Here is a 25,541-nt window from a genome sequence, read left to right on the forward strand (position 1 = left end):
CGATGAGCGGAGCCGGTGAGACGCGGGTTCGAACCCCGTCGGATGCGATCGGCGGCGACCCGGAGTCCGCCGCACGGCTGGGCATCGTCGCCGCCCGGCCCGGCGTGCGGGCGTGGGCCTTCGCGATCGATCTTCTGATCTGGTCGCTGCTCGCCATCCCCGCCGGCATCGGCGGCGCCCTCCTCTTCGCGGGCGACGCATCGTGGGGTCCGTTCGTCCTGGTGATCGCGGGGTCGGTGCTGCCGGCGCTGTTCGGACTCGTCCAGCTCGTTCTCCACGGGCGCCGCGGCGTGACCGCCGGCAAGGCCGCGATGCGGCTGCGCTCGGTCTCCGTGGCCGATCTCGGGCGCCCGGGCTTCTGGCGCATCGTGCTCCGCGCCCTCGTCCTGGGTGTCAGCGGGATCGTTCCGACCGTCGGACCGGCGGTGATGTTCGCGTCGGGGCTGTGGGATCGCGAGGGTCGCGGCCGCAGCATCCTCGATCGTGTCGCGGGATGCTGGCTGATCGACGCGCGCGCGGGGCTCGACCCGGCCGACGCACGCGCCCTGCGCCGCACCGTCCGCGAGCTCGACATGCCGCTCCGGGAGGTGTCGGAGGGCCTGCCGTCGCTGGCGTCGAACGGATCGGGCGAGCTGCCGATGCTCGCCGAGCGCCGCTCGCGGGCCGGCATCGTCGGCGTCTCGGGCGGACCGTGGGCCCAGCAGCCCGTCGAGGACGAGGCGGCCGGACTGATCACGGCCGCGCCGAGGATCGAGCACGTGCTGGTCTTCGAGGACGGCTCGAGCGTGCGCGTGCCGGAGTACGGTCTGATCGGTCGACAGCCCGAGGCCGCACCCGGTCAGACCGCCGAGGTGCTTCTGACCCTCGAAGACCCCGACAAGCTGCTCTCCAAGACGCACCTGGCGTTCGGCCTCGATGCGGGCGGGGTGTGGGTCATGGACCGCAACTCGAGCAACGGGACGTCGATCGTCGGGGCGGACGGCGCCGAGACCCCGCTCACTCCCGGGTCGCGCGTCGGCCTCGAGGCGGGCGCCGTCGTGCGCCTCGGCGGGCGCATGTTCCAGGTTCGTCGAGGAGGCCCCCAGGCATGAAGATCAAACTCGCCCTCCGCCGGGAGGCCGCCGCGCCCGTCGACGTCATCGTCACCGCCGACGCCACCGCGACCGTCGAAGACGTGGCGCGATCGCTCGCCGACAGCAGTCGCATCCCGGCGTCGGTCACGCCCACGCTGCTCGTCGCCCCTCCGGGCGAGGAATCCACGCAGATGGATCCGACGGCCCTCGTCGCCGACGCGCCCCTCGGCTCGGGCTTCGACGCGGCGGTGGTCGCAGCGACGGCCGACGCCTACGCGTCGAGCGGGGCCACCGCTGCCGTGATGCAGATCCTCAGCGGCGCCGAAGCGGGGCGGGTCGTCCCGCTGGCCCACGGCACCTCCATCATCGGGCGGGTCGAGCCCGCTCACGTCGTGCTCCGCGACCCGATGGTCTCCAAGCGCCACGCGCGCGTCGAGATCGACAAGGAGATCGAGGTCATCGACCTCAACTCCGCCAACGGGCTCGTCATCGACGGCGGTCTCGTCTCCCGCGTGCGCGTGCGACCCGGCCAGATCATCACGATCGGCGGCACCGACGTGCGGTTCGTCCGCACGCCGAACGAGGGCGACGCCGACGAGACGCGCATCTTCGAGCAGGGCGGGTCCCTGCTGTTCAACCGCTCGCCCCGCGTCGAGAAGCGTTACGCCGGACGCGAGCACCGGCATCCGATCATCCCGGCCGAGGCCGACCCCCGCATCTTCCCGTGGCCGATGGTCGCAGCCCCCGTGCTCCTGGGCCTCGCCCTGTTCGCGGTGACCCAGCGCCCGACGTCACTGCTGATCGTCTTCATGGCCCCGCTGATGATGCTCGGCAACTTCATCGGGCAGCGCACCCAGCAGGGCAAGAAGCTCCGTCTGGAGATCGACACCTTCGAGACGCAGATCGACGAGCTCGAAGACGCCCTGCTCGCCGAGGAGGTGGTCGAGCGCGAACGCCGCCGCGAGGAGGCGCCGCCGACGGCCACCGTCTTCGAGCAGTCCATGAAGCTCGGCCCGCTGATGTGGACCCGTCGCCCCGAGCACTGGAACTTCCTCTCGGTGCGACTCGGATCGGGCACCGGTCGCAGCCGCAACACCGTGCAGGAGGCGAGCGACCAGCGCGGCATCGCCGAGTACTCCGACCGGGTGAACACCCTCCGGTCGCGGTTCGAGCACATCTCCGACGTGCCTCTCGTGGAACTGCTCCCGTCCGCCGGAGCGATCGGCATCGCCGGCGGACGCGGCGAGGTCGCCGACGTGCTCCGAGGGATCGGCGTGCAGCTGTTCGGCCTCCACGCTCCCAACGAGGTCATCACCGCGGCGATCGTCGACCCCGCCTGGACGCCCGACGTCGAGTGGATGAAGTGGTTGCCGCACACCACGAGCCCCCAGTCACCGTTCGCCGAGATCGCGCTCGCCGACAGCCCCTCGGCGGCGACCGTGCTGCTCAACGCCCTCGAGGGCGCCGTTCTCGAGCGCCTCACCGGCTCACCCGAGCAGCGCGGCCCCCTGGCGCCGCAGGACACCTCGATGGAGCTCGGCAAGAGCGTCGGCGAACGGGCGCACAGCCCCGCGAAGGGCGGCGACGTCTCACTCATCCTCATCGCCACCAATGACGCCCCCGTCGACCGTGCCCGTCTCACCCAGCTCATCGAGCGGGGACCGGATGCGGGGGTCTTCACGATCTTCGTCGCGCCGACCGTCGAGTCGCTCCCGGCCGCCTGCCGCACGTTCGTCGACGTCACGAACGGGCTCGACGACGCCGTGGTCGGCTGGGTGCGCGCCGGTGAGCGGGCCGAGGGGGTCAGCGTCGAGGGCGTCTCCCGCGAGTACGCAGAGCACTTCGCCAAGCGCCTCGCGCCCGTGGTCGACTCCAGCTCCGTCGCGCCCGACTCGTCGGACCTCCCGAACAGCGTGTCGCTCCTGCGCATCATCGGCGCCGACCGGGCCGCGGAGACCTCCGCGGTGATCGAACGGTGGCGACAGAACAATTCGATCATCGACCGATCGCGGACGCCGCGCCCGCGGCTGAAGCGCGCGGGCACCCTCAAGGCCTTCATGGGTCAGGGCAGCCCCGATGCGATGTCTCTCGACCTGCGCACCCAGGGGCCTCACGCGCTGGTCGGCGGAACGACCGGATCGGGCAAGAGCGAGTTCCTGCAGACCTGGGTGCTGGGGATGGCGGCCGAGTACAGTCCCGACCGTGTGACGTTCCTCTACGTCGACTACAAGGGCGGCTCGGCCTTCGCCGACTGCGTCGACCTGCCCCACACGGTGGGACTCGTGACCGACCTGAGCCCGCACCTCGTGCGGCGCGCCCTGACGAGCCTCCGGGCAGAGCTGCACCACCGCGAGCACCTGTTCAACCGCAAGAAGGCGAAGGACCTGCTCGAGCTCGAGAAGCGTCAGGATCCCGAGACGCCGCCGGCTCTCGTCATCGTCATCGACGAGTTCGCCGCCCTCGCGACCGAGGTGCCGGAGTTCGTCGACGGGGTCGTCGACATCGCCCAGCGAGGTCGTTCCCTCGGCATCCACCTGATCATGGCGACGCAGCGCCCCGCTGGCGTCATCAAGGACAACCTGCGCGCGAACACCAACCTGCGCGTCGCCCTCAGGATGGCGGATGCCTCGGACTCGAACGACGTCGTCGGCGATGCCGTCGCATCCACCTTCGATCCCTCCATCCCCGGTCGCGGCATCGCCAAGACCGGCCCCGGCCGGCTCGTGCCGTTCCAGGCGGCCTACGCCGGAGGGTGGACGACGGAGGAGCCGAACCGCGCCCAGGTGCGTGTCGCGGAGCTCCGCTTCGGATCGGTGACGCTCTGGGAGTCCGAGCGCGACGACGACGGATCGGACGCCCACGACGAAGACCTCGGCCCGAACGACCAGAAGCGCCTCGTGGCCAACCTGGTGGCGGCGTCCGAGGAAGCCGGCCTGCCGAAGCCGAGGCGCCCGTGGCTCGAAGACCTGGCGGGCACGATCGATCTGCGCGACCTGCCCCTGGACGGCGACGCGCGCATCCCTCTCGGACTCGCCGACATCCCCCAGCAGCAGCGGCAGACGGCCGTCTTCTTCGAGCCCGACACCGACGGCCACATGCTCGTCTACGGCACGAGCGGGTCGGGGAAGAGCGTCGCGCTGCGCTCGATCGGGATCGCCGCGGGCGCGCGTCCCGACCTCGGTCGCGTGGCGGTGTATGGCATCGACTTCGGCACCGGTTCGCTCCGCTCGATCGAGACCATGCCCCACGTCGGCGCGATCGTCTCGGGCGACGATGCCGAGCGCGTCCAACGCCTGCTGCGTACCGTCCGCTCGATCCTCGACGACCGCGCGCGACGGTTCTCCGCCGTCAACGCCTCGACGCTGACCGAGTACCGCGTTCTCGCCGGCAAGCCCGACGAACCGCGGATCGTCATCCTGCTCGACGGGTTCGGCACGTTCAAGCAGGACTGGGAGACGGTGTCGGCGCGCGCGCCGTACTACGCGATCTTCATGCGCGTGCTCGGCGAGGGGCGACCGCTCGGCGTGCACGTCGTGGCCACCGCCGATCGCTACGGGAGCGTCCCGACGGCCGTCAGCGCGAACGTGACCAAGCGCATCGTCCTGCGCATGGCCGACGACGGCGCGTACTCGATCCTCGGAGTGCCGAAGGACGTGCTCAACGAGCGCAGTGCCCCCGGGCGCGCCATCGTCGACGGCGTCGAGACCCAGATCGCGGTCATCGGCGGCACGACGAACGTCGCCGAGCAGAACACCGCCGCCGAGGCCTTCGCCGAGAGCCTCCGCGCCGCCGGCGCCGTCGAGGCCGAGAACATCGGATCGCTCCCCACCGAACTCGACGCGGCGAGCCTGCCCGATCGGCTCGACGGACTCCCCGTGCTCGGCATCGGCGACGACACCCTGGGACCCCGGGCGTTCGAGCCCATCGGCACGTTCGTCGTCGCGGGGCCGCCGCAGAGCGGAAAGACCACGGCGCTGCGGGGCCTCGTCAGGGCCGTGGAGCGTCTCGACCCCGAGGTGGCGCTGTTCCACGTCGGCGGACGCCGCGCGGCGCTGCGTTCGTTCCGTCCCTGGACCAGGACGGCCAGCAGTCCGGAGGACGTGCGAGCTCTCGCCAAGGAGCTCAAGGACGTCGTCGTCGACGAGACCCTCACCAAGAGGCTCATGATCGTCGTGGAGAACATCACCGAGTTCAGCGACACCGATGCCGAGCGTCCGCTCAAGGAGCTGTTCCAGGCGATCAACCGCAGCGATCACTTCCTGGTCGCCGACGGCGACGTCGCCCAGCTCACCAGCGGCTTCGGTCTGATCGGCGAACTCAAGGCGGGGCGGCACGGCATCGCGCTGCGGCCGGAGACCTACGACGGCGACTCGCTGTTCAAGGTTCCCTTCCCGAAGGTGCAGCGTCACGAGTTCCCGCCGGGCCGCGGCCTGTTCGTCGAGAACGGCCGGATGGTCACCGTGCAGCTCCCGCTGGTCGCCGACTGAAGCGCGTTACCACAACCCCTCGGCCGTCGGGAAGGTCTGTCCTGGGCCGCGCGGAGGTTCGGTTAGGGTTGTGGTCGTTCGGGGGTTCCGGCCCCTTCTTCCTCAACGAAAAGGTGCATGATGGCGGATTTCAAAGCGTCCTACGGCGAGATGGAGTCGATGTCGGGAAAGCTCGAGTCGGGCCGTGAAGAGATCGGCGACGTGCTTCGTCGCCTGAAGGACGACGTCGACCGGCTCCTGGGCGACGACTTCAAGACGCAGCACGCTTCCGGCAAGTTCGGCGAGGGTTACACCGAGCTGACGACCGGTCTGGAGAAGGCCATCGAGGGCATCTCCGACATGGGCGAATCGCTGCGCAAGATGATGCAGGCGATCAAGGACACCGACCAGGCGCTCGCGGGCAACTGACGTACTTTCACCCCGGGCCGTCCTCATCGAGGAACGACCCGGGGTGAAAGCCGTGTGCGCGACGGTTCCGGCGACGACGAAGAGGAGACCGCATGGCCAACGACGGGATGGATGTCGATCTCGGTGATCTCGAGCTGATGGTGAGCCGCCTGGATTCGTTCAAGACCGAGTTCGCCGATCTCGGGAAGAACACCGACACGGTGGCGGATGCTGTGGGTCGACCCTCCGGGCGGTCGGAACTGCGCGGCAAGGTCGAGGAGTTCCAGGGCGGGTGGGACGGCAACCGCGAGCAGCTGTCGGAGGACCTCGACACGGTTTATCAGCACTTGAAGGACTTCGTCGACACCATCGGCGAACTCGATGTGGAATTGGCGAGTGATCCCGAATGACCTACTCACCGAATCGCGGCTATCGGCTCGAGGAGCTCGAGGGTGACCCCTACGACATCGAGACCGCCGGGAACGAGTACACGCGCATGGGCGAGCGCATGCAGTGGACCTCCGATGAGCTCGAGAAGCTCTCGTCGGAGACGCGCTACAAGGCCGAGGGGCTCGACGCGATCCGCGAGCAGGCCGGCGAGCTGGCCGATCAGCTGACCAAGGTCGCCGATCGCTACACGAGCTCGGGGCCCGTCCTCGTCACGTACGCCGCCGCGCTCCGCGACGCGCGCACGCGCACCGTCAATCCACTCGTGGACGACATCTTCGCCGCGATCACGGCGCGCAACGAAGCCGTCGCCGCCCGCGAGGAGGCCGAGAGCACCGCGGACGACCTCCGCAACCCCTGGCCGTGGCAGGACGAAGCCACCGACGCACAGCTCGCCACCGCCGACCAGGCCGCCTCGAGCGCCGGAAGCGCGGCGAGCAGTGCCGAGACCGAACTCGAGGGTCTCTGGGAGTCCTTCGAGTCGGGCTACTCGGTATGGGAAGAGGCCTACGAGAAGGCCGTCAACGATCTGGAGTCCGCGTACAGCGCATCGGGCATCGACGACAACCCGTGGGAGGACGCCTTCGACTTCATCGCCCAGGCGCTGACCGTGATCGGCACGATCGCCGTCGTCGTGGCGATCTTCGTCGCCGCTCCCATCGCTGCGGTGCTGCTCGTCATCGCCACCGTGGCGGCCATCGCCACCCTCGCCATCCACGTCGGCATGATGCTCGCCGGCTCCAAACGCGTGACGATGGGCGACCTGATCTTCGACACCATCGCGGTGATCCCCTTCGCCGGAGGCGTCGTCAAGGCCATGCGCGGCGGATCGGGGTTCTTCCGCGCACTCGGGCCCGCAGCCGGTCTCGGCACCGCGTCTCGCACCACGATCACGGCGGGCCGCAACGCCGTCGAAGACGGCGTGCGCACGATCCTCGGCTGGGGCGGCTCGGGCGGGGGACAGGCCGCTCGCCGGGCCGCTGCCGGGGGGATCGCGGACGACTTCCTGCGCACCTCCGTCGGCAACTGGGGTCAGGGCGCCTGGAACGCCATCCGATCCGGTGGTGGTCGTCTCGACGGCCAGGCGCTGAGCATGTCGGAGAACATCCTGAACGCCTGGCCGCGCCCGGGCGGCGTGCCACGTGTCGCGGCGAACAACTGGCTCGCCGGCGTCGGGGCCCCCGGTGGGTTCATGCAGGGGACCAACGTGGTGAACTTCTTCAACGGCATCGAGCAGTCGGTGAGCACCGGTGTGGGCGTGTTCGGCGGCCCCGACATCCCGACCGTCGCCGACATCCCCGGTCTCGACTTCAACCCCTTGGCGAGGTGACGTGTCCGACCTGACCACCGACGTCACCGCTGATCTGAAGGGCCGCGTTACGGAACTGCGCAGCCGCAAGCGACTGGACGCCGTCGTCGATGCGTCGCGGGCAGCCCTCCTCGTGGCGGTGCCGCGCCTGCGCGGCGAACACGACAACGTCGTTCGTCGTTCGGGTGCGGGTCCCGTGAGACCCTCTCGTCCGACATGGGGCGTCCGCGACACCGTCACCGTCATCGCCCTCCTCCTGGGTCTCCTCGCGGCCGGCCTCGTCCTGCCGTCTCCGCGCAACGGCCGCCCCGCCCTCGGCGTCGACACCGCCGCACTCTGGGTCGGTCTCTGCGCGGTCGCCGCGTTCGCGATCTTCGTCGCGTTGGAACGGGGTCGACGCGACACCCTTCTCCTCGGCGCCCACACGAGGGGCGCCTGGCGGCTGTACATCGTGCTCGCCGTGGTGTGGGCCGCGGTGTTCGTCTACATGTCGCTCAACTGGGACGACGTCGACCGTTTCGAGCCGCAGGCGCCGATCGCCGGTCTCGTCCTCCTCGGTCTGTCGGTCGTGGGTTTGGCGGGGCTCGCGGTCGTGGCGCGTCGTCGCGACCGCACCGCGCTGCTCGACCCCGCCGTCGCGGCGAAGGACGAGTGGGGGGTCAGCGTCGGCGACGGCGACCCGGTCGATGAGTGGTGGGCCTCCCTGCCCACGAAACTCGCCCCCGCCGAGCGGTCGGCCGGCGACCGCTCCTACGGCACCACGATCGACGTGCTGGAGCGCGAAGGCATCATCCGCCCCGGCGACGCACGACGCCTCCGGCGGAAGAACCCGTCGGTGGTCTGGAGAGGAGACGCCGGATGAGCGCCGCAGAGGTGATTTTCGACACCGACCGCTGGATCCGGGTGCCCCTGGACTACGCGGACACCCGCTGGCGCGACGCCGAGGAATGGGCCGACTGGCTCGCGGAATCGGCCACGAGCGGTCGGCCGGACGCCGAGACCGTCGCGCCCCTCGTACGCTCCAGCGCGCGCGCGGTCGCGCTGTTCCCCGCCGCTCACGTGTGGGCGCGGTTCTGGCACTATCCGATCGCGTCGATCCCGACCGGATTCGTCGACGTCTACGTGCAGAGTCGCGACCCCGACGGCACGCACGCGGAGGACCTGCTCCCCGATCCGGGGTTCACGGCGCTCGACCCGGTCGTGGAGGTCTTCTCGATCGACGGGTTCACCTCCGCGGCACGCCGTCACAGCCTCCCGCTCGTGCTGCGTTCGGAGGACGACGCCGAGCCCGCGGTGCTGCCGCGGCTGGAGTGGCTGGGCGTCACGCCCGAGTGGGTCTGCTACCTGGTCACGAACGATCACGACCCCGCGGCGATCGCCGACCGGGAAGCCGACGTCGAGGCGCTGTTCCGGAGTATGGCGGAGCCCCGCGAACGAGAGACGGATCGATGACATTGCGCGAAGAACTCATCGGCCGCCCAGCCGCTCCGCCCCGGCCCGCGCCCTACCGCCTCCTGGCCCCGGCGGGATGGCGGAGGGTCCCCGCCGACGTCTTGACCGACGTCTTCGGCGAGACCGCCGTCGAGCGGCTGAAGGACGCCGATCGGCCGGATCTCGTGCTGCAGATGCGGGGGATGCTGTCGCAGCTGCGACGATCGCTGCGGTCGACCCACGTGTTCGAGGCCTACCTCCCCCCGACCCTCGACGGCGATCCTCAGCCGGCCGTGCTGACGGTGGCCCCGTTCGTCCGCCCGAGCGATGTGTCGTGGGCCGACGCCGTCGGTCGCGCCGCCCAAGGCGCGGAGGTCGTCCAGCCGGACTTCACGGCGACCTCGATGTGGCGATGGACGAACGACCACAGCGAGCGGCGCGGCACGGACGAGCCCGCGATCCGCACGCGCGCGCAGCACTACGTCGTTCCGGTGGGCGTCGATGCGCCCGAACGCCGCGGGCTCCATTTCGTCCACACCGTCCTGGCGGCCGACGACACGCAGCCCGCGCTGTCGGACGACGCCCTCACCCCGACCAGGCTCACGGAACTGCTCCTCGAGACGGGCGACGTCATCCTGAGTACCTTCCGGTGGGTCGACGTCGAGGACTGACGCGGCTTCCCCGCCTCGAGGATCCGCCGCATCCGCCCTCGTTTGCCCGCACCCCTCCCGGGGGCGTATGATTGGGCGGGTGTGCGCTCATGCGCGCCCTGCGTCGTGCCCCCGGTGTGCTGCAGGAGCGTGGAGCTCACCATCTCAGGGATGGGCCTGCGAACAGGTCACCCCCACGGCATATCCACCACGAGAAGCGTCAGATCATTCTGCCGCTCGGTGGGTCTATGTGAGCCCGCACCGTCATGAATCGAAAGATCCGGATGCTGCGGGGGAGACACACCCGCTGTCACCGTGCAGCACAACAAGGAGAGAACGTGCCAACTATTCAGCAGTTGGTTCGCAAGGGACGCTCGCCGAAGGTCACCAAGACCAAGGCCCCCGCCCTGAAGTCGAACCCCCAGCAGGCCGGTGTCTGCACCCGCGTCTACACGACGACCCCGAAGAAGCCGAACTCGGCCATGCGCAAGGTCGCCCGTGTGAAGCTCCGCAACGGCACCGAGGTCACCGCCTACATCCCCGGCGAGGGCCACAACCTGCAGGAGCACTCGCTCGTGCTCGTCCGCGGCGGTCGTGTGAAAGACCTCCCCGGTGTCCGTTACAAGATCGTCCGCGGTGCACTCGACACCCAGGCCGTCAAGAACCGTAAGCAGGCCCGCAGCCGCTACGGTGCGAAGAAGGGCTGAGTCAGATGCCTCGTAAAGGTCCCGTCACCAAGCGCCCGGTCGTCAACGACCCGGTCTACGGTGCTCCGATCGTCAGCCAGCTGGTCAACAAGATCCTCGTCGACGGCAAGAAGTCGATCGCGGAGTCGATCGTCTACACCGCCCTCAAGGGCGTCGAGGCGAAGAACAGCCAGGATGCCGTCGCCACCCTCAAGAAGGCGCTCGACAACGTGCGCCCCACCCTCGAGGTCAAGAGCCGCCGCGTCGGTGGCTCCACCTACCAGGTGCCGATCGAAGTGAAGCCCCACCGTGCGAACACGCTGGCCCTGCGCTGGCTCGTGAGCTACGCGAAGGCCCGCCGCGAGAAGACCATGATCGAGCGTCTCCAGAACGAGATCCTCGACGCCTCGAACGGCCTCGGTGCCGCGGTCAAGCGCCGCGAAGACACCCACAAGATGGCCGAGTCGAACCGCGCCTTCGCGCACTACCGCTGGTAATACGCCTGAACGTCGACCTCCGGGTCCCGAGCCTGTCGAAGGGCCCGGAGGTCGACGGAATGTCCCTCTCCACAAGTTAGGAACCCCGCCCGTGGCACAAGACGTGCTCACCGACCTCACCAAGGTCCGCAACATCGGCATCATGGCGCACATCGATGCCGGCAAGACGACGACGACCGAGCGCATCCTCTTCTACACGGGCGTCAACCACAAGATCGGCGAGACGCACGATGGCGCCTCGACCACCGACTGGATGGAGCAGGAGCAGGAGCGCGGCATCACGATCACGTCGGCCGCCGTCACGTGCTTCTGGGACAAGAACCAGATCAACATCATCGACACCCCCGGTCACGTCGACTTCACCGTCGAGGTGGAGCGCTCGCTCCGCGTCCTCGACGGCGCGGTCGCCGTCTTCGACGGCAAGGAGGGCGTCGAGCCCCAGTCCGAGACCGTGTGGCGTCAGGCCGACAAGTACGACGTCCCCCGCATCTGCTTCGTCAACAAGATGGACAAGCTGGGCGCCGACTTCTACTTCACGGTCGACACGATCGTCAACAAGCTGAAGGCCAAGCCGCTCGTCATCCAGCTGCCCATCGGCGCGGAGAACGACTTCGTGGGCGTCATCGACCTCGTCGAGATGCGCGCGCTGGTCTGGCCCGGCGACTCCAAGGGTGACGTCACCATGGGAGCGAAGTACGAGATCCAGGAGATCCCGGCCGAGCTCGCCGACAAGGCCGCCGAGTACCGCGAGCTGCTGCTCGAGACCGTCGCCGAGTCCGACGAGGAGCTTCTGGAGAAGCACTTCGGCGGCGAAGAGCTGACCGTTGCCGAGGTCAAGGCCGCGATCCGCAAGCTGACCATCGCGTCCGAGGTCTACCCGGTGCTCTGCGGCTCGGCGTTCAAGAACCGCGGCGTGCAGCCGATGCTCGACGCGGTCGTCGACTACCTCCCGTCGCCCCTCGACGTGCCGGCCATCGAGGCCCACGACCCGAAGGACGAAGAGATCGTCATCGAGCGCCACGCCGACCGCGAAGAGCCGTTCACGGCCCTCGCGTTCAAGATCGTGACGCACCCGTTCTTCGGTCGTCTCACCTACATCCGCGTCTACTCCGGTCACCTCGACTCCGGCGGACAGGTCGTCAACTCGACCAAGTCCAAGAAGGAGCGCATCGGGAAGATCTTCCAGATGTACGCGAACAAGGAGAACCCGGTCGACTCGGTCACCGCCGGTCACATCTACGCGGTCATCGGCCTCAAGGACACCACCACGGGCGACACGCTCTCCGATTCGCAGCACCAGGTCGTGCTCGAGTCGATGACGTTCCCCGAGCCGGTCATCGAGGTCGCCATCGAGCCGAAGACGAAGGCCGACCAGGAGAAGCTGGGTCTCGCGATCCAGAAGCTCGCGGAGGAGGACCCGACGTTCCGCGTCGAGCAGAACTCCGACACCGGTCAGACCGTCATCAAGGGCATGGGCGAGCTCCACCTCGACATCCTCGTCGACCGCATGAAGCGCGAATTCCGCGTCGAGGCGAACGTCGGCAAGCCGCAGGTGGCGTACCGCGAGACGATCAAGAAGGCCGTCGAGCGTCACGACTACACCCACAAGAAGCAGACCGGTGGTTCGGGTCAGTTCGCGAAGATCCAGTTCGCGATCGAGCCCCTCGAGGTCACGGCCGAGAAGACCTACGAGTTCGAGAACAAGGTCAGCGGTGGCCGCATCCCGCGCGAGTACATCGGCCCCACCGACCAGGGTTTCCAGGACGCCATGAACGTCGGCGTCCTCGCCGGCTACCCCATGGTCGGCGTCAAGGCGATCCTGCTCGACGGTGCCTCGCACGACGTCGACTCCTCGGAGATGGCGTTCAAGATCGCCGGCTCCATGGGATTCAAGGAAGCCGTCCGCAAGGCGAACCCCATCATCCTCGAGCCCATCATGGGCGTCGAGGTGCGTACTCCCGAGGAGTACATGGGCGACGTCATCGGCGACCTCAACTCGCGTCGTGGCCAGATCCAGTCGATGGAAGATGCCCAGGGCGTCAAGGTCGTCAAGGCGAACGTCCCCCTCTCGGAGATGTTCGGCTACATCGGCGACCTGCGTTCGAAGACCTCCGGCCGCGCCGTCTACTCCATGGAGTTCGACAGCTACGCCGAGGTGCCGCGCGCGGTGGCCGACGAGATCGTCCAGAAGACCAAGGGCGAGTAACTCCGCCCTCCGGATGCTGCCGGCTCAGCGCCCCGGTGAGGGGCCGGCAGCATCCACCCCACAACTTCACATCACACCTCTACTAAGCTGAATCCATCCCCGTAGAGAACCGGTCGCAAACCAGTGCCCGGACCCTCTACACATCACCGTCCTGAGGAGGACCCAGTGGCTAAGGCCAAGTTCGAGCGGACCAAGCCGCACGTGAACATCGGAACGATCGGTCACGTCGACCACGGCAAGACCACGCTCACCGCTGCCATCTCGAAGGTGCTCGCCGACAAGTACCCGTCGGCCACCAACGTTCAGCGTGACTTCGCGTCGATCGACTCGGCGCCGGAAGAGCGTCAGCGTGGTATCACGATCAACATCTCGCACGTCGAGTACGAGACCCCCAAGCGTCACTACGCCCACGTCGATGCGCCGGGCCACGCTGACTACATCAAGAACATGATCACCGGTGCCGCCCAGATGGACGGCGCGATCCTCGTGGTCGCCGCCACCGACGGCCCGATGGCTCAGACCCGTGAGCACGTTCTGCTCGCCAAGCAGGTCGGCGTCCCCTACCTGCTCGTCGCGCTGAACAAGTCCGACATGGTCGACGACGAGGAGATCCTGGAGCTCGTCGAGCTCGAGGTCCGCGAGCTGCTCTCGAGCCAGGACTTCGACGGCGACAACGCCCCCGTCGTCCGCGTCTCGGGCCTCAAGGCTCTCGAGGGCGACCCCGAGTGGGTCGAGAAGATCGTCGAGCTCATGGAAGCCGTCGACGAGTCGATCCCCGACCCGGTGCGTGACAAGGACAAGCCGTTCCTCATGCCCGTCGAGGACGTCTTCACCATCACCGGTCGTGGAACCGTCGTCACGGGCCGCGCCGAGCGCGGCACCCTGGCGATCAACTCCGAGGTCGAGATCGTCGGCATCCGTCCGACGCAGAAGACGATCGTCACCGGTATCGAGATGTTCCACAAGCAGCTCGACGAGGCCTGGGCCGGCGAGAACTGTGGTCTGCTCCTCCGCGGCACCAAGCGTGACGACGTCGAGCGTGGCCAGGTCGTCGTGAAGCCGGGTTCGGTTACGCCGCACACCGGGTTCGAGGGCACCGCCTACATCCTGTCGAAGGAAGAGGGCGGCCGTCACAACCCGTTCTTCACGAACTACCGCCCGCAGTTCTACTTCCGCACCACCGACGTCACCGGCGTCATCACGCTGCCCGAGGGCACCGAGATGGTCATGCCCGGCGACACCACCGACATGACGGTCGAGCTGATCCAGCCCATCGCCATGGAAGAGGGCCTCGGCTACGCGATCCGTGAGGGTGGCCGCACCGTCGGCGCCGGCACGGTCACGAAGATCCTCAAGTAACACCCCGCTCGCGTCGCGAGCGAAAGAGAAGCCCCTCGGGTCCATCCGGATCCGGGGGGCTTCTTCGTGCCTGACCCGGGATTATGGGGAGTCTAGAGAAAGTCACCGGCTGTGAACCGATCGTTCACTTGCATATCTCGGGTCTCTAGCAATATTCTATGAAACGTCGTCCCCCTCACGAGAGCGGGGTGCGACGATCCGGAGTCTGGTGCCCCTCCTCCGCACATCCCGTGACGTTCGCGTTGCGTGCGTACTGTGGGCGGCTGACGTCGCCTACCGTCCCCTCACAGATACGCACCGATATGTCGCCTCACCTGGAGTTTCGTCTCCCCGCGCGCGCCCTGGCCGCGTGGCGCGGAGTGCGCACCGGTGTGGCGGCGGCGACCGTGGTGGCTCTCATCGTGACCCTCCTCGCGACGGGTGGCGTGGCCGCGGCGGCGACGTCGGTCGCGCCGGCCGGGTCGGACACGGCTATCGGGAGCGACGGCACACCGACTATGTCGGAAGACCCTCCCATTGAGGTCGATGCCCCCTCTTCGGAGCAGGATGACGTCGCGGAGGCGGACGCCGCTCCGGCTGCCGAGCCCGGACTATCCGGCCCGGCATCGGCTCCGGACGCATCATCGTCGCCTGCGAGCGAGCCGGTGAGGGCCGCCCGGGGTCCGCCCGAGGCGCGAGCCACGAACGACGCCTCCGTCTCGATCCTTGCCGCCGGAGTTGCCGAGGCGCCGGTCTCCGTCTGGCTCGAGGACTTCGAGGCGGTCTCCGGCACTGCTGCGGTTCCCCTGGCGACGTCGCTCTCGAACGTCTACACGGCGGATGCGTTCTGGCTCACCACTGCGCAGTGCAACGGCGTCCTCGCCGAATACGCCACCACCGACGCGTCGCTGGCTTCGGTCTGCAGCGCGTCCCCGCAGTCCTCCCGCAACAACATTCGTCGCCTCGCCGACGCTCTCGGCCAGATGCGGCTCGGCGTCGCGGGCGCCGCATCCGTCGATGCCGCGACCGCCGCCGGTTCGACCGCCTCGCCCAACGGAGGGTCGCAGGGCAACCGTGCGCTGACCGAGTGGACCGAGTCGCAGAACGGCACGGCCGGTCAGACCCTCATGCTCGGCCGCTCGAGCACCGCGCCCGCGCTGGGCATCTCCGCGTCGGCGTCGCGGTACTACGTCGTGCGCCTCGACATGGGTGAGGCCTCGTGCACCTTCGGCACCCGCGCGCAGGTGACGCTGGGTCTCGCCGTCGGCACGGGGGGAACCCCGTCGATGACGTCGCGGGCCTTCTCGCCGTGCACCGATGCCGCCTCGCGCTGGTACACCTCGCCCGCCCTCACCGGGGGATGGAACCTGGGCGGCAACGGCGTGGCGGCCGGCACCTTCACGTCGGACACGTCATTGCTGCTCACGCCCGCGCAGGCGGCGCAGCTGCGACCCGTCGTGCGGAACACCAATGTCACCTCGGGCGGAAACGACCTCGCGGTCGACAACCTGCGCATCCTCGACGCCACGCCCGCCCTCGACAAGGCGTTCGCCGCCGACACGATCGTCGCGGGTACGCCCACGACGCTCACGTTCACCGTCACGAACACCTCCGAGCTGGCCGCCAAGACCGACTGGAGCTTCACCGACGCTCTCCCTGCCGGCCTCGTCGTCGCCCCGACCCCCACCGTCGGCGGCACGTGCACGAACGTCGGCGGAGCGGCCTTCACCGTTCAGGCGGCGGCAGGGTCGTCGACGATCACGGCCACCGGGGGAGACCTGGCAGCGGGGGCGGTGAGCTGCACGATCACGCTGAACGTCGTCGCCAACACGCCGGGCACGTACGTGAACGGCGCCGCCAACGTCACCACGGTGCTCAGCCCGCCCGACAATGCCACGCTCATCGTCGAGGCGCCCGCGCGCATCACTGTCCAGAAGAACGTGGTCGGACGCGCAGTCGTCGGGGACCAGTTCCGCCTCGCACTCAGCTCGGGCGCCACCGAGATCGCCGCAGTCAGCACACTCGGCTCCACGACCGGCGTCCAGACCCAGCGGGTGGGCCCGGTGAACGTCACCCGCGGAGCGACGTACACGATCTCCGAGACCATCACGTCGACCGCGTCGCTGAACACCTATTCCACGACCTACCAGTGCGTGCGCGGCACGACCACGATCGCGACCGGCACCTCCGTCTCCGGCCCCATCACGATCCCCGACGAGCCCGGCGCCGAGGTGGTCTGCACCTTCACGAACACGCCGCAGCCGGCGAGCCTCTATTGCGACGGAACCTATTTCTACGCCGTCCGCGCGAACGGGTCGATCGCGCAGGCGAACTCGACGAGCACCGCTGCGCCGACGCAGATCACCGGCGCCGTGACCGGGGCGGTCGACGTCAACGCGCTCGGTGTCAGCGGCGACGGAGCGACCGCGATCGCCATCGACCGCGGATCGAATGCGTCGACCGCCGCCGCCGTGGTGAACTACACGATCGTCAGCGGCGGACTCCAGGCCGCGCGCACGGCGTTCACCACCGCGCAAGGAGCCATGCTCGACCGGTCGGGCGCGGCCCTCGACGGCACGATCATCGCCGGCGCGGTCGACCCGCTCAACGGCAGGTTCATCGTCGGCAAGTCGGCGACGGGCTCGGTGCGCCTCTGGGAGTACACGCCGAACTCGCTCGCAAACGGCAGTCGCTTCCTGTACCTCGGGCAGGTGGCGACCGGCACGACCGCGGGGGAGAACGGCGACCTGTCGTTCGACGCACAGGGCAACCTCCACATCGTGCAGACCGCCGCCGACTCGAGCAACGTCGGCATGTTCAGCGTCACGCGCGAAGCGCTCGCGGCCGCGTCGGGCGGCACCATCCCCTCGAGCGCGACCGTACGCCGCGCGCTGAGCGGCACGGACAGCGGATTTGCTCTCACGGCGGTCAACGGCATGGCGTTCTCGTCATCGGGGACCGTCTACCTCGGAGGCGCGACCGTCGCCTACCAGTTCGATCCGACGACGTGGGTGCGCGTTCCGGGAAGCCCCCGCGCAACGATCGGTACGACCGCCACGGGTGCCGGAGCGACCGACCTCGCCGCCTGCTCGACCCCGTCGACGATCTCCCTCGAGAAGAACGTCGTCGGCCGCGTCGCCGGCGCCGACCAGTTCCGCCTCGCCATAGCGGCGGGCTCTCCGGCGACCGAGTCCTCGGTCGCGACGACGACGGGCACGGCGACCGGCGTGCAGTCGGCGCGGATCGGGCCGACGCCGGTGCAGATCAGTACCGCGGTCACGATCTCCGAGACGATGGCGACCGGTTCCTCGTCACCGCTGACGGCGTACACGTCGGTCTACGAGTGCTGGGCCGACGGGGTGCGCATCTTCACGGGAACGGAAAAGTCGGCGACGATCACGATCCCGAACCGGCTGAGTGTCGGCGTTGCCTGCACCTTCACCAACTCACCGGCACCCTTCGCGACGGTGCGCGTGACGAAGATCGTCGAGGACTGGAGCGGAACCAATCGCACCCCCACCCCCGGGTGGACGATGACCACGACGGCGGCGGCCACCACCGGCAGCACCGTGTCGATCCTGCCCTCCCGCAACCCCGCCCAGCAGACGGGGGCCGACGGCGCCGCGACATGGCAGGTGCTCTTCGGAGCTGCGTCCCACCGGGCTCGGGTCACGGTCGCCGAGACGACCCAGACGGGCTTCCGCTACCAGAGCCTCGTGTGCACGGTGAACGGCGTGGCGGGAGCCACGACGGTCACCACGGTCGGGGATCAGGTGCGTGGCGCGCTCACCGTGGACGTCGCACCGGGGAGCGCGGTCGAGTGCGTCTACACCAACCGGCCGGTGGCCACCCTGACCCTCGTAAAGAACGTCTCCTACGGCAGCGCCTCGCCCTCCGCATGGCAGCTCTCGGCGACCCGCAGTCTGGCGGCGGCGCTGCCGGGACCGAGCGGGGCGGGCGGCAGCGGCACGCTGAACACCGTCACCGTCTCAGCCGATACGCCCTACCGCCTCGCGGAGGCCGGCGGACCGGCGACCTACCTGCAGATCGGCGCGTGGGTATGCACCACGGCGACCGGGACGACGGTGCCGGTCACCGCTGCCGGTGACGTGACCCTCACCCGCGCGACGGCGGTCACATGCACCGTGACGAATGCCACAGCATCCGTCGTCCTGCTGAAGAACGTGCAGAGCCCGCAGGCCGGGTTCCAGCCCTCGACGTGGAACCTCACGGCGACGCCGGCCGCCCTCGCCGGGCTCGCACCGACCACGGTCGCCGGCGCCGACTACGCGACCGCCGGCAACCCCTCCAGCACGTTCGACGTGAGGCCCGGACACGCCTACACCCTGACGGAGGCGCTCGCCCAGACGGGCACCCGTCTGGCCTACCGGCAGCTCCGCGTGGAGGTCAGGCAGCCGAACGGAACCTGGGCGCCGGTGACGACGGCGTCGTCGGGTGCGGCGTCGATCACCGCTCCGGCGGCCGGTCAGACGGCCGTCTACCGCTTCGTCAACGCGCCCGTCCAGCCGGCCACCCTCCCGCTCACCGGCGGCACGAGCACCGATGCCTTCCTCATCGGCGGCTCCGTCGTCCTGGTCCTCGCACTCGCCCTCGCCGTCTGGCACGGGCGCCGCCGAACGAGAGGGAGGGCTTTCTGAAACCCGCTCCCGCCTCGCTCAGCAACCCGCTTCCCCCTATGACCGCACCACCTGCTTTCCTCACCGAATGGAGAAAACCCATGTCCTCGTCCACACTTCGGCGGGTCACCGCCGCGATCGGCGCCATCGTCCTGGCCGCCGGCGCGGCGATCGTGGCGACCGCCCCCGCGCAGGCGGTCACGCTGCCCGGAAACATCGACAGCACGCAGGCTCGGAGCCTGACCGTGCACAAGTACGCGCTCGGCCCCAACAGCCCGCAGCAGGCCGGTACCGGTCAGCAGCTGCCGGCCGGCACGAACCTCGGCACGCCGCTGGCCGGTGCGGTCTTCACCGCCACCCAGGTCGCGGGTGTCGACCTGACCACCCCCGAGGGCTGGACGATCGCCGGCAACCTCACCCCGCAGACCGCGGCCAACCGACTCAGCACGACGACGTTCACGTCGACGGCATCGGCATCCAACGGCACCGCGACGTTCCCGTCCGACATGCCCATCGGTCTGTTCTACGTCCAGGAGACCGTGCTCCCCGCTGAGGCGACCAACCCGACCGCGCCGTTCCTCGTCTCGCTGCCGCTGCCGACCGGTTCGCAGGGCGCGCCCGCGAACCAGTGGATCTACGACGTGCACGTGTACCCCAAGAACGCCGTGACCGAGCTGACGAAGACGCGTGTTCCCGCTCCGGCGAACTCCGCCGAGGCGCGCAACCCCGACCTCATCCGCTGGGCGATCTCGTCGACGATCCCGACCCTGGCGGCGGGCGACTCGATCTCGAACTTCTCGCTGGTCGACACCATCCCGGCCGACCTCACCTTCGTCGGCACCCCGCCGGCCGGTGTGTCGCCGACGACCGTCACCGTGACCAACTCGGCGGGCCTCGCGCAGAACTTCGTCGCGGGCACCGACTACAACGTCGTCACCGACGCCGCCGCCGGTACGTCCACGCTGACCTTCACCCCCTCCGGCCTCACCCGCCTGACGGGTCTGCAGGGCGGCGTGGTCTCGTTCAACGTGCTGACCCGTGCCGTGTCGATCCCCGCCGACGGCCGCATCGTGAACAGCGCGACGGGAAACATCAACGGTCTGACGACCACGGTCACCGGCGTCACGCCCATCGGACAGCTCACGGTGCTCGCCTACGAGAGCACCAACGGCAGCCCGCGCGTTCCCCTCGCCGGCGCGATCTACCAGGTCTACCTGAACCAGAACGACGCCAACCTCCAGCAGAACCCCATCTCCATCAACGGGGCGACGAACTGGACCACCGGGGCGAACGGCCTCGTGGAGATCCCGATCATCACGCCCGGTAACTACTACGTGCGCGAGATCACGCCGCCGGCCGGCTTCAACCTGCCCCAGAGCAACCCGGTGCAGACGGCGGTCGTCGCCGGCCCGACCTCGACGGTCCCGCCGGTGCAGAACTACATCGAGTTCGGTCACACCCAGGTCTCGGCGGCGAACTTCCTGCTGCCGCTGACCGGTGGTGACGGCGGTCTGTGGTTCGGTCTCGGCGGGGGTGCCCTCGTGGTCATCGCCCTCGGCGCCGCGGTCGTCGTGTCCCGTCGTCGTGCGCTCGCCGAGCGCGCCGCAGCGTAACCCGACGTGAAGACAGCGAAGGCGGGGCGTCAGCCGGGCGTCCCGCCTTCGTCATTCCCGTCGCGCAGGATGCTGCGCCGGGCCCGGCGGTGGCGTCTGCCGGTCTTCCCCCTCGTGATCGCTCTCGTCTCACTCGCCGGTGCGGGACTCCTGCTGTTCCCGACCGTCGTGTCGTGGTTCAGCCAATACGAGCAGTCGCAGCGCATCGATGCGCTGACCGACGACGTCGCCGATCTCGGTGCCGACACCCTCCGCGAGCGTCTGCGCGACGCCCGCGCCTACAACGACGCGCTGACCGGGGGCGGCGTGAACATCGCGGCGAACGAGCGCCTGCCGTTGGCCGCCGACCCCGAGCAGGGCGGCGACTACGACGCCGTCCTCCGGGGCGACGCCGACGGTCTCATGGCGCGTCTGAAGATCCCCGCGATCGACGTCGACCTGCCGATCTATCACGGCACGAGCGACGACGTCCTCGAGCACGGGGTCGGACACCTCGAAGGAACCGCCGTGCCGGTGGGGGGAGCATCCACCCATTCCGTTCTCACCGCCCATCGTGGTCTGGCGACGTCCGAGCTCTTCACCCACCTCGACCGCGTGCAGGTCGACGACACCTTCACGGTCGAGGTCTTCGGCGAGGTGCTCACGTACCGCGTGGTCGAGACCCGCGTGGTCGACCCCGCCGATACCGAGAGCCTGCTGCCCGTGGTGGGCGAGGATCTTCTCACGCTCGTCACGTGCACGCCGTTGGGCGTCAACAGCCATCGCATCCTGGTGACGGGGGAGCGCGTCATCCCGACACCTGGGGCCGATCTCGACGGCGCAGGAGAGCGGCCGGAGATCCCCACCTTCCCCTGGTGGGCCTTCATCGCGGCGGGCGCCGTGATGGTCGCCTCCACCTACGTCTGGCTGTCGGGGAGACCCCCGCGCGCTCTGCGCCACCCCTTGCCACCCACGCAGCGGCCATCCGAGAATGAGGCTCTCTAGGAGGAGGTCCACCATGGGTGTCGACGACATCATCAACAAGGGAAAGCAGCTGTTCGAGCAGAACCGCGACAAGATCGAGGAGGCCCTCAAGAGCGAGAAGGCCGAAGACGTCAGCGACAAGTTCCTCGACGGCGCCGCCGACGCGATCAAGAAGGTCGCTCCCGAGCAGCATCACGGCAAGATCGACGAGGTCCGCGCCAACGTCGACAAGAACCTCGGCAACCAGTAGCGCGCCGCCGAGAGTGCCCGTTTCCGTCAGAGGTGCCCGAATATTCGGGCACTCGCGGCGGGAACGGGCACTTTCGACGTCTGGCCGGGCGGTGCATCCACCCGTCTTCATGGGCACGACCGCGGCCGCGGCCTTCGACGGCGGGCTCCGCGCTGTCGCGTGGCGTGGCCACGGCCGGTACGACGAGGAGAGCGCCGCAGCCCTTCGCGAGAGCGTGCAGGCGATGGCGGATGCGGCGGGGTCGGTCCGCGGCATCCTGCGATCTCGCGGCGTGCTCGACTGGCACCGAGAGAGCCCGCATCCGCCGTTCGAGGCCGAAACTTCGGGCACCCGCGGCCGAAACGGGCACCGTCGGGGTGTGCGAGGCTGGGGGAGCGCTGCATATCGCGAATCGCGACACGCCCGGGTTTGCGACACGCCCGGGCGGCACGTAGACTAATCCAGTTCCACACTCCGGTGGCCGCTCTGCGTGCCGCCGGTCACTGCCAGGGCAGTGCATAGCGACACGAGAGTGAGCTAGGCCGCGGGCAGGAGAACATCCCACCGAAACCCTCCACTCTTTCGGGAGTGCGTCTTCGTGCGCGGGGAGGGGCGGGCCGGATGCTTCGGCAGCCGGTTTGACAGCAGAACAGCGGTGCAGCATCGCTCGCAAGAGTGAGCAGAAGTGCCAGGGCGCGCAAGCGCCGTCGTGCGTCCAATGCCACCGGGTCCGAATGGCCCGGGGGTAAGACGCGTAAAGAGAGAGAGCAGACAATGGCGGGACAGAAGATCCGCATTCGCCTGAAGTCGTACGATCACGCCGGACTCGATTCGTCCGCGCGCAAGATCGTCGACACCGTGACCCGTGCCGGTGCAACCGTCGTCGGCCCCGTGCCGCTTCCGACCGAGAAGAACGTCATCGCGGTCATCCGGTCGCCGCACAAGTACAAGGACAGCCGCGAGCACTTCGAGATGCGCACCCACAAGCGCCTGATCGACATCATCGACCCGACGCCCAAGGCCGTCGACTCGCTGATGCGTCTCGACCTCCCGGCCGATGTCAACATCGAGATCAAGCTCTGAGGTTCGACATGGCTGACATCAACTCCAAGATTTCCAAGGGCCTGCTGGGCACCAAGCTGGGCATGACCCAGGTCTGGGACGCCAACGGCAAGCTCGTTCCCGTCACCGTCATCGAGGTGGCTCCGAACGTGGTCACCCAGGTTCGCACCCCCGAGAAGGACGGCTACAACGCCGTGCAGATCGCCTACGGGCAGATCGACCCCCGCAAGGTGAACAAGCCCCTGACGGCCCACTTCGAGGCCGCGGGCGTCACCCCGCGTCGCCACGTCACCGAGATCCGCACCGCGGACGCCGGCGACTACTCGCTCGGGCAGGAACTCACCGCGGAAGGCCTCTTCGAGGCCGGCCAGCTGGTCGACGTCGTCGGCACCAGCAAGGGCAAGGGAACCGCCGGTGTCATGAAGCGCCACAACTTCAAGGGCGTCTCGGCATCGCACGGTTCGCACCGCAACCACCGCAAGCCCGGTTCGATCGGCGCATCGTCGACCCCGAGCCGCGTTTTCAAGGGCATGCGCATGGCCGGCCGTATGGGTGGCGAGCGCGTGACCGTCCTCAACCTCACGGTGCACGCCGTCGACGCCGAGAAGGGTCTGCTGCTCGTCAAGGGCGCCGTCCCCGGTGCTCGTGGCCGCATCGTCTACGTCCGCAACGCAGTGAAGGGTGCCTGAACTCATGGCTGACTCGACTCTCGCGCTCGACGTGCTGAAGGCAGACGGCAAGAAGGCTGGCTCCGTGGAGCTGCCCGCCGCGATCTTCGACGTCAAGACGAACATCCCGCTGATCCACCAGGTCGTCGTCGCGCAGCGCGCGGCGGCTCGCCAGGGAACCCACTCGACCAAGCGTCGCGGTGAGGTCTCCGGTGCCGGCCGCAAGCCGTTCAAGCAGAAGGGAACCGGTAACGCCCGTCAGGGTTCGATCCGTGCTCCCCACATGACCGGTGGTGGCATCGTCCACGGTCCCAAGCCCCGTGACTACGGGCAGCGGACCCCCAAGAAGATGATCTCGGCCGCCCTCCTCGGCGCACTGAGCGACCGCGCACGCGGCGACCGTCTCCACATCATCGACTCGTTCGGGTTCGACGGCACGCCGTCGACGAAGGCCGCAGCATCCGTGCTCGGTGCCCTCTTGGCGACGAAGAACGTGCTGGTCGTCATCGAGCGCGGCGACGACGTCGCCGTGAAGAGCGTCCGCAACCTCGCGTACGTCCACGTCCTCACGTTCGACCAGCTCAACGCGTACGACGTGCTCGTCTCGGACGACATCGTCTTCACCAAGGCCGCGTACGACGCCTTCGTGGCGTCGAAGTCGGCGACCACCCAGGAGGTGTCGGCATGACCGTCAACAAGGACCCGCGCGACATCATCCTGAAGCCGGTCGTCTCCGAGAAGAGCTACGGGCTCATCGACGAGGGCAAGTACACGTTCTACGTGGACACCCGCGCCACCAAGACCGAGATCAAGCTCGCCATCGAGAAGATCTTCGACGTCAAGGTCGCCGCGGTGAACACCATCAACCGCGTCGGCAAGGCGCGTCGCACCCGCTTCGGCCTCGGCAAGCGCAAGGACACCAAGCGCGCCATCGTCACGCTGAAGTCGGGCACCATCGACATCTTCACGGCAGTCGGCTGACGGTCGGGACTGAGGACTACAGAACATGGCTATTCGCAAGTACAAGCCCACGACCCCGGGTCGCCGCGGTTCGTCGGTGGCCGACTTCGCCGAGATCACGCGATCGACGCCCGAGAAGTCGCTGCTCCGACCGCTGTCGAAGACCGGTGGCCGCAACAACCAGGGCCGCATCACCACGCGTCACATCGGTGGCGGTCACAAGCGCCAGTACCGTCTGATCGACTTCCGTCGTAACGACAAGGACGGCATCGACGCCAAGGTCGCTCACATCGAGTACGACCCCAACCGCACCGCGCGCATCGCGCTCCTGCACTACGCAGACGGCGAGAAGCGCTACATCATCGCGCCGAACAAGCTGTCGCAGGGCGATGTCGTCGAGTCGGGTGCCGGCGCTGACATCAAGCCCGGCAACAACCTGCCGTTGCGCAACATCCCGACCGGTACGGTCATCCACGCCATCGAGCTCCGCCCCGGCGGCGGCGCGAAGATGGCGCGTTCGGCCGGCGCATCCGTGCGTCTGGTCGCCAAGGACGGCCCGTACGCCCAGCTGCGTCTGCCCTCCGGCGAGATCCGCAACGTCGACGTGCGCTGCCGCGCGACGATCGGCGAGGTCGGCAACGCCGAGCAGTCGAACATCAACTGGGGCAAGGCCGGTCGCAACCGCTGGAAGGGCATCCGCCCGACCGTCCGCGGTGTCGCGATGAACCCGGTCGACCACCCGCACGGTGGTGGTGAGGGCAAGACGTCCGGTGGACGTCACCCCGTGACCCCGTGGGGTCAGAAGGAGGGGCGCACCCGCCACCCCAACAAGGAGAGCGACAAGCTCATCGTCCGTCGTCGTACCGCCGGCAAGAAGCGCAAGTAGGTAGGAACAGAA

21 protein-coding genes are annotated in these 25,541 nt (G+C 68.8%); all 21 read left to right on the plus strand.

Features of this window, described 5'->3' with window-relative positions:
• Positions 1 to 2: 2 nt before the first annotated feature.
• The 21 genes from FVP77_RS15140 to rplB all read left to right on the plus strand — a co-directional run bounded on the left by FVP77_RS15140 (position 3) and on the right by rplB (position 25,529).
• A complete protein-coding gene (locus FVP77_RS15140) occupies positions 3 to 1,091 on the plus strand; it encodes an RDD family protein (RefSeq protein WP_147895384.1) in 1,089 nt (362 codons plus the stop codon).
• The gene (locus tag FVP77_RS15145) at positions 1,088 to 5,560 is read left to right on the plus strand and encodes a type VII secretion EssC family protein (protein ID WP_147895385.1); all 4,473 of its coding nucleotides are present in this window, start codon (positions 1,088 to 1,090) and stop codon (positions 5,558 to 5,560) included. The genes FVP77_RS15140 and FVP77_RS15145 overlap by 4 nt, the downstream gene beginning before the upstream one ends.
• Before the next feature lie 117 nt (positions 5,561 to 5,677).
• A complete protein-coding gene (locus FVP77_RS15150) occupies positions 5,678 to 5,968 on the plus strand; it encodes a WXG100 family type VII secretion target (RefSeq protein ID WP_246134133.1) in 291 nt (96 codons plus the stop codon).
• A 92-nt stretch (positions 5,969 to 6,060) separates the two neighbouring features.
• Positions 6,061 to 6,357 carry a hypothetical protein gene (locus tag FVP77_RS15155; protein WP_121148494.1) on the plus strand — a complete coding sequence of 99 codons (297 nt, stop codon included), beginning with the start codon at positions 6,061 to 6,063 and terminating at the stop codon, positions 6,355 to 6,357.
• Positions 6,354 to 7,724 (plus strand): hypothetical protein, encoded by a 1,371-nt coding sequence (locus FVP77_RS15160; protein ID WP_121148496.1) that lies wholly within the window; start codon positions 6,354 to 6,356, stop codon positions 7,722 to 7,724. Before FVP77_RS15155 ends, FVP77_RS15160 begins: the two co-directional genes overlap by 4 nt.
• Position 7,725: 1 nt before the next feature.
• The gene (locus FVP77_RS15165; RefSeq protein ID WP_147895386.1) at positions 7,726 to 8,565 is read left to right on the plus strand and encodes a hypothetical protein; all 840 of its coding nucleotides are present in this window, start codon (positions 7,726 to 7,728) and stop codon (positions 8,563 to 8,565) included.
• Positions 8,562 to 9,155, plus strand: a complete 594-nt coding sequence (locus FVP77_RS15170) for a hypothetical protein (RefSeq protein WP_147895387.1) — start codon at positions 8,562 to 8,564, stop codon at positions 9,153 to 9,155. Before FVP77_RS15165 ends, FVP77_RS15170 begins: the two co-directional genes overlap by 4 nt.
• Complete coding sequence (locus FVP77_RS15175) at positions 9,152 to 9,805, plus strand: hypothetical protein (protein WP_147895388.1); 654 nt, start codon at positions 9,152 to 9,154, stop codon at positions 9,803 to 9,805. Before FVP77_RS15170 ends, FVP77_RS15175 begins: the two co-directional genes overlap by 4 nt.
• Positions 9,806 to 10,122: 317 nt before the next feature.
• Positions 10,123 to 10,491, plus strand: a complete 369-nt coding sequence (gene rpsL, locus FVP77_RS15180; protein WP_017201609.1) for a 30S ribosomal protein S12 — start codon at positions 10,123 to 10,125, stop codon at positions 10,489 to 10,491.
• 5 nt (positions 10,492 to 10,496) lie between these two features.
• Complete coding sequence (gene rpsG / locus FVP77_RS15185; RefSeq protein ID WP_116648283.1) at positions 10,497 to 10,967, plus strand: 30S ribosomal protein S7; 471 nt, start codon at positions 10,497 to 10,499, stop codon at positions 10,965 to 10,967.
• A 91-nt stretch (positions 10,968 to 11,058) separates the two neighbouring features.
• The gene (gene fusA / locus FVP77_RS15190) at positions 11,059 to 13,173 is read left to right on the plus strand and encodes an elongation factor G (RefSeq protein ID WP_147895389.1); all 2,115 of its coding nucleotides are present in this window, start codon (positions 11,059 to 11,061) and stop codon (positions 13,171 to 13,173) included.
• Between the two features lie 165 nt (positions 13,174 to 13,338).
• The gene (tuf, locus tag FVP77_RS15195; protein WP_147895390.1) at positions 13,339 to 14,532 is read left to right on the plus strand and encodes an elongation factor Tu; all 1,194 of its coding nucleotides are present in this window, start codon (positions 13,339 to 13,341) and stop codon (positions 14,530 to 14,532) included.
• 302 nt (positions 14,533 to 14,834) lie between these two features.
• On the plus strand, positions 14,835 to 19,169 hold the full coding sequence (locus tag FVP77_RS15200) for a DUF7933 domain-containing protein (protein ID WP_147895391.1): 4,335 nt from the start codon (positions 14,835 to 14,837) through the stop codon (positions 19,167 to 19,169).
• Between the two features lie 80 nt (positions 19,170 to 19,249).
• Positions 19,250 to 20,761 (plus strand): SpaH/EbpB family LPXTG-anchored major pilin, encoded by a 1,512-nt coding sequence (locus tag FVP77_RS15205; RefSeq protein WP_147895392.1) that lies wholly within the window; start codon positions 19,250 to 19,252, stop codon positions 20,759 to 20,761.
• Positions 20,762 to 20,830: 69 nt separating this feature from the next.
• The gene (locus FVP77_RS15210; protein WP_222707743.1) at positions 20,831 to 21,745 is read left to right on the plus strand and encodes a class C sortase; all 915 of its coding nucleotides are present in this window, start codon (positions 20,831 to 20,833) and stop codon (positions 21,743 to 21,745) included.
• 13 nt (positions 21,746 to 21,758) lie between these two features.
• A complete protein-coding gene (locus FVP77_RS15215) occupies positions 21,759 to 21,974 on the plus strand; it encodes an Rv0909 family putative TA system antitoxin (RefSeq protein WP_147895393.1) in 216 nt (71 codons plus the stop codon).
• A 753-nt stretch (positions 21,975 to 22,727) separates the two neighbouring features.
• Positions 22,728 to 23,036: a 30S ribosomal protein S10 gene (gene rpsJ, locus FVP77_RS15220; protein WP_116648288.1), complete on the plus strand. Its 309-nt coding sequence runs from the start codon at positions 22,728 to 22,730 to the stop codon at positions 23,034 to 23,036.
• Between the two features lie 8 nt (positions 23,037 to 23,044).
• Positions 23,045 to 23,704 carry a 50S ribosomal protein L3 gene (gene rplC / locus FVP77_RS15225; RefSeq protein ID WP_116648289.1) on the plus strand — a complete coding sequence of 220 codons (660 nt, stop codon included), beginning with the start codon at positions 23,045 to 23,047 and terminating at the stop codon, positions 23,702 to 23,704.
• Positions 23,705 to 23,708: 4 nt separating this feature from the next.
• Positions 23,709 to 24,371 carry a 50S ribosomal protein L4 gene (rplD, locus tag FVP77_RS15230; RefSeq protein ID WP_147895394.1) on the plus strand — a complete coding sequence of 221 codons (663 nt, stop codon included), beginning with the start codon at positions 23,709 to 23,711 and terminating at the stop codon, positions 24,369 to 24,371.
• The gene (rplW, locus tag FVP77_RS15235; RefSeq protein WP_116648291.1) at positions 24,368 to 24,664 is read left to right on the plus strand and encodes a 50S ribosomal protein L23; all 297 of its coding nucleotides are present in this window, start codon (positions 24,368 to 24,370) and stop codon (positions 24,662 to 24,664) included. The genes rplD and rplW overlap by 4 nt, the downstream gene beginning before the upstream one ends.
• A gap of 25 nt (positions 24,665 to 24,689) precedes the next feature.
• Positions 24,690 to 25,529 carry a 50S ribosomal protein L2 gene (rplB, locus tag FVP77_RS15240; protein ID WP_147895395.1) on the plus strand — a complete coding sequence of 280 codons (840 nt, stop codon included), beginning with the start codon at positions 24,690 to 24,692 and terminating at the stop codon, positions 25,527 to 25,529.
• Positions 25,530 to 25,541 lie beyond the last annotated feature (12 nt).

This window comes from Microbacterium hatanonis, assembly GCF_008017415.1.
Lineage (GTDB): Bacteria > Actinomycetota > Actinomycetes > Actinomycetales > Microbacteriaceae > Microbacterium > Microbacterium hatanonis.